General features: G+C 75.8%; 5 protein-coding genes. All 5 read left to right on the forward strand.

Annotated features, from left to right (window positions below):
- Nucleotides 1-214 precede the first annotated feature (214 nt).
- The 5 genes from NT8_RS27005 to NT8_RS27025 all read left to right on the forward strand — a co-directional run bounded on the left by NT8_RS27005 (nt 215) and on the right by NT8_RS27025 (nt 5,289).
- Nucleotides 215-2,008: a thiamine pyrophosphate-requiring protein gene (locus NT8_RS27005; protein WP_067975631.1), complete on the forward strand. Its 1,794-nt coding sequence runs from the start codon at nt 215-217 to the stop codon at nt 2,006-2,008.
- Between the two features lie 74 nt (nt 2,009-2,082).
- Nucleotides 2,083-2,373: a hypothetical protein gene (locus NT8_RS27010; RefSeq protein ID WP_067975634.1), complete on the forward strand. Its 291-nt coding sequence runs from the start codon at nt 2,083-2,085 to the stop codon at nt 2,371-2,373.
- Between the two features lie 296 nt (nt 2,374-2,669).
- A complete protein-coding gene (locus NT8_RS27015; protein WP_067975636.1) occupies nt 2,670-3,617 on the forward strand; it encodes a metal ABC transporter substrate-binding protein in 948 nt (315 codons plus the stop codon).
- Nucleotides 3,614-4,423, forward strand: coding sequence for a metal ABC transporter ATP-binding protein (locus tag NT8_RS27020; RefSeq protein ID WP_084469323.1), 810 nt, complete (start codon nt 3,614-3,616; stop codon nt 4,421-4,423). The genes NT8_RS27015 and NT8_RS27020 overlap by 4 nt, the downstream gene beginning before the upstream one ends.
- Entirely contained in the window at nt 4,423-5,289 is an 867-nt protein-coding gene (locus NT8_RS27025; protein WP_067975638.1) for a metal ABC transporter permease, read from the forward strand. The genes NT8_RS27020 and NT8_RS27025 overlap by 1 nt, the downstream gene beginning before the upstream one ends.
- Nucleotides 5,290-5,332: the final 43 nt, after the last annotated feature.

Consider the following 5,332-nt stretch of genomic DNA (forward strand, 5'->3'; position numbering starts at 1 on the left):
CGTCCCCGCCCCGGCACCGCGCCTCATCCCGCCCGGCCGCCGGGCCGTGCGGGACTGGCCGCCGGCCGCCGGGCCCGGCGGCCGGCGACGTTTGGGCGCGCGGGCGGTGGGGCAGCGGCGCGGGCGCGGCGCGCCGCCGGGCACGGTGTGCCGGTCCGCGCCCGACCCGGCGGGGCGCGGGCACCCGGACGGCCCGACGAGATGGGGGATTCCCGTGACGCAGAGCGTCTCCGGCCACCTGCTGCACCGCCTCACCGAGTGGGGCGTCGACCGCGTCTTCGGCTACCCCGGCGACGGCGTCAACGGGCTGATCGCCGAACTCGGCCGGGTGCAGCGGCCCCGGTTCGTGCAGAGCCGGCACGAGGAGATGTCGGCGTTCTCGGCGGTCGGCTACGCCAAGTTCGGCGGCGGCCTGGGCGTCTGCCTGGCCACCAGCGGCCCCGGCGGGGTCCACCTGCTCAACGGGCTCTACGACGCCAAGCTCGACCACGTCCCCGTCCTGGCGATCGTCGGCCAGACCGCGCGGTCGGCCATGGGGGGCAGCTACCAGCAGGAGATCGACCTGCACTCGCTGTTCCAGGACGTCGCCTCCTACGTGCAGACCGCCATGGTCCCCGAGCAGTTCCCCAACGTGCTGGACCGGGCGATCCGCACCGCGCTCGCCGACCGCTGCCCGGCCGTGGTGATCATCCCGGCCGACCTGCAGGAGGCCGACTACTCCCCGCCCGCGCACGCGTTCAAGCAGGTGCCCTCCAGCCGGCCGGGCCTGGCCGCGCCCGTGGTCACCGCCCCGGACGAGGAGATCGCCCGCGCCGCCGAGGTGGTCGACGCGGGGGAGCGCGTGGCGGTCCTCGTCGGCCAGGGCGCCCGCGGCGCCGCCGCCGAGGTGGTGGAGCTGGCCGAGACCACCCGCGCCGGGGTGGCCAAGGCGCTCCTCGGCAAGGACGTGCTCCCCGACGACCTGCCGTTCGTCACCGGCTCGATCGGCCTGCTCGGCACCCGCCCGTCGTGGGAGCTGATGCGCGACTGCGACACCCTGCTGATCATCGGCTCCAACATGCCCTACAGCCAGTACCTGCCCGAGTTCGGCAAGCGCGCCGTGCAGATCGACATCGACGCCCGGATGATCGGCATGCGCTACCCGACCGAGGTCAACCTGGTCGGCGACGCGGCCGCCACCCTGCGGCGGCTGCTGGAGCGGGTGCGCTCCAAGCGCGGGCACCGGCCCAGTGAGCGGTGGCGCGACACCGTCGAGAAGGGGGTGCGCCGGTGGTGGGAGGTCATGGAGCGCCAGGCCCGCGTCCCCGCCGACCCGGTCAACCCCATGCTCATCTTCCACGAGCTGTCCGAGCGGCTGCCCGAGGACGCCATCGTGGCCGCCGACTCCGGTTCGGCGGCCAACTGGTACGCCCGCCAGGTGCGCGTGCGCGGGCGGGTGCGCGGGTCGCTGTCGGGCACGCTGGCCACGATGGGGTGCGCGGTGCCCTACGCGATCGGCGCCAAGTTCGCCCACCCCGACCGGCCCGCCATCGCGCTGGCCGGGGACGGGGCGATGCAGATGAACGGGCTGGCCGAGCTGCTGACGATCCGCCGCTACGCCGCCGAGTGGGACGACCCCCGGCTGGTGGTGTGCGTGCTGCACAACAACGACCTCAACCAGGTGACCTGGGAGCTGCGCGCGATGGGCGGCTCGCCCAAGACGCCGTTCAGCCAGGACCTGCCCGACGTGTCCTACGCGGCGTTCGCCGAGTCGGTCGGGCTGACCGGCATCACCGTGGACGACCCGGCGGACATGGGGCCGGCGTGGGACCGCGCGCTGTCGGCATCGGGCCCGGTGGTGCTGGACGTGCACTGCGATCCCGACATCCCGCCCATCCCGCCCTACGTGGAACTGGACCAGCTCACCGACACGGCCAAGGCGCTGGCGTCGGGCGACCCGGACCGGTTCGGCGTCATGGTGAAGGGGATGCGCACCAAGCTGCAGGAGTTCCTCCCGGGCGGCGGCTGAGCCGCCCGACCCGCGCCGCCCGCCCTCCCGGCCGTCCGGTCGCGGGCGGCGGCGCCGCGACGAAAGGGGAGACCATGGCCGAGCATCCGCGCGACCGCGACCGCGACCGCGACCGCGACCGCGACCGCGACGGCGCACCGCGCCGCGACGGCGACGGCGACGAGGAGGAGCGTCCTCGCCCCGGGCGGGGACGCGGCGCCGAGGGGGAGGACGACGGCCGCCCGCTGGCCGACCGCAGGTCGGGCCCGCCTCCCGGCCCCGATACCGAGATCGCCGGCGAGCGGGAGCCATCGGAATCCGACCCGCCCGCCCAGCGCCCCAAGGGCGGCACCGACGAGCCCCCGGAGCGGCCCACCCGCGCGTGATGTGCCGCCGCGCGCGACGGCCCATCACGCGGCGGAGCCCTGCGGCGCACCGCGCCGCCGGGCTCCGCCGAGTCCGGGGCACCGCCCGGGGCACCGTGATCGGAGGCGGGGCGCGCCGCCACCGGCGCCCGCCCACCGGGACGCGGCCTCCCCACGGCCGCGCCGCCCGCCGCCCGCCCGGCCGGTCATCCGGCCGGCGGGCGCTCCTGCGCGCTACGTGGGTACGGCGGCCGCGGAGACCGGGATGAACCCCCCCGGACAGGTGTGAAACAGCGGGGTGATGGTAGAAGTTAGGCGTGCCCAACATTGGAGATGGGCGGGCCTTCCCGCTCGTTGCGACCAGCTTCTGCGCGGCGGCGTCCCTCCTCGCCGCCACCGCCTGCGCCGGGACGTCCCCCTCCGCCGCCGACGACGGCCGCCTCACCGTCCTGACCACCTTCACCGTGCTCGCCGACATGACCCGCGCCGTCGCCGGCGACCGCGCCGAGGTCGCCTCGGTCACCCGGCCCGGCGCCGAGATCCACGGCTACCAGCCCGCCCCCGACGACCTCGTCCGCGCCGAGGGTGCCGACCTCATCCTGGAGAACGGGCTCGGCCTGGAGGCGTGGTTCGCCCAGTTCACCCTCCGCATGGACGCCGACACCGCCACCCTCACCGACGGCATCGCCACCCTGCCGATCGCCTCCGGCGGCCACGAGGGCGAGGCCAACCCGCATGCCTGGATGTCGCCCGACAACGCGCTCGTCTACGTCGACAACATCGCCGCCGCCCTCACCGAGGCCGACCCGGCCGGCGCCGACGCCTACGCCGCCAACGCCGAGGACTACCAGGCCGAGATCGCCGACATCGGCGCCTACCTGGACACCGAGCTGGGGGCGCTGCCCGAGAACCGCCGCGCCCTGGTCACCTGCGAGGGCGCGTTCTCCTACCTGGCCCGCGACGCCGGGCTGACCGAGCGCTACCTGTGGCCGGTCAACGCCGACGCCCAGGGCACCCCCCGCCAGGTGGCCGACACCGTCGACTTCGTGCGCGCCAACGACGTCCCGGCGGTGTTCTGCGAGTCCACCGTCAACGACGGCGCCATGGACCAGGTCGCCCGCGAGACCGGCGCCGTGCGCGGCGGCGACCTGTTCGTCGACTCGCTGTCCACCGCCGACGGCCCCGTCCCCACCTATCTCGACCTGCTGCGCCACGACGCCGAGACCATCGTCGCCGGACTGACCGGGAAGGACCGCCCCGCATGAGCAGCCCCGCACCCGCCGTCGAGGTGGACGGCGTGACCGTCCGCTACGGCGACGTCCTCGCCCTCGACGGCGTCACCTTCGACCTCGCCCCGGGCCGCGTCTGCGCCCTGCTCGGCACCAACGGGTCGGGCAAGTCCACCCTGTTCAAGGCGCTGCTGGGGCTGGTCCGCGCCGACGCCGGCCGGGTGCTGCTGCACGGGGAGCCGCCGCAGGCCGCCCGGCGCGGCGGCCTGGTCGGCTACGTCCCGCAGACCGAGCAGGTCGACTGGGCGTTCCCGGTCCGGGTGGCCGACGTCGTCATGATGGGCCGCTACGGCCACATGGGCTTCACCCGGCGGCCGCGCCGCGCCGACCGCGCGGCCGTCGCCGCCGCACTGGAGCGCACCGGGCTCACCGGACTGGCCGACCGCCAGATCGGGGCGCTGTCGGGCGGCCAGCGCAAGCGCGCCTTCGTGGCGCGCGGCATCGCCCAGGGCGCCCGGGTGTTCCTGCTGGACGAGCCGTTCGCCGGGGTGGACGCCCCTTCCGAGGCCACCATCGTCGAGGTGCTGCGCGCCATGAGCGGCGCCGGCGCCACGGTGCTGCTGTCGACGCACGACCTGGCGCGCGTGCCGGAGTACTGCGACGAGGCCGTCCTGCTGCAGCGGCGGGTCGTCGCCCGCGGCCGCCCCGAGGAGGTGCTGACCCCCGACCGGCTGATGGCGGCGTTCGGCGTCGGCGGGGGGCCGCAGTCGCCCCCGGTGGGCGGGGCCGTGACGGCCCCGGCGCTGCTGGGCCCGGCCGACCGGGGCGGGGAGGCCGCGTGATGGCCGAGATCGCGGAGTGGGTGGCCGTGCCGCTGCAGTACGGGTTCATGCAGCGGGCGCTGCTCGTCAGCGTGGTCGCCGGGGTGGTGTGCGCGGTGCTGTCGTGCTGGGTCACCCTCATCGGCTGGTCGCTGCTGGGCGACGCCGTGTCGCACGCCGTCCTGCCCGGGGTGGTGCTGTCCTACCTGTTCGGGTTCCCCCTGGCGGTGGGGGCGCTGGTGTTCGGCGCGGGGTCGGTGGCGCTGATCGGCGCCGTCAACCGCACCTCGCGGGTGAAGGAGGACGCGGTCATCGGCATCGTGTTCACCGCGATGTTCGGGATCGGCGTGGTGCTGATCTCGCGCATCCCCAGCCAGACCGACCTCATGCACATCCTGTTCGGCGACGTGCTGGGGGTGTCCAACACCTCGATCGCCCAGGTGCTGGTGATGGCCGGGGTGACCCTGGCGGTGGCGCTGGCCAAGCACCGCGACCTCACCCTCTACGCGTTCGACCCGGTGCACGCGCACGCCATCGGGCTCAACCCGCGCCGGCTGGAGGCGCTGCTGCTCGGCCTGCTCGCGGTGACCGTCGTCATCGCGCTCCAGGCGGTGGGGATCATCCTGGTGGTGGCCATGGTCGTCATCCCCGGGGCGACCGCCTACCTGCTCACCGACCGGTTCGAGCGGATGCTGCTCATCGCGGCGGCGGTGGCGGCGGTTGCCGCGGTCGTCGGCGTCTACCTGAGCTTCCACCTCAACGTCGCCACCGGCGGCGCGATCGTCCTCGCCCACGCCGCGGCGTTCGCGCTGGCCTACCTGTTCGCCCCGCGCCACGGCCTGCTGCTCCGCCGCCGCGCGTCCCGCCGGGCGGCCGCGCGGGTCTGACCCCGCGGCGCCCCGGGGCCGCCGGTCCCGCCGGGGGCGGGGG

The organism is Nocardiopsis trehalosi NBRC 14201 (assembly GCF_001552555.1).
GTDB classification, from domain to species: domain Bacteria; phylum Actinomycetota; class Actinomycetes; order Streptosporangiales; family Streptosporangiaceae; genus Nocardiopsis_B; species Nocardiopsis_B trehalosi.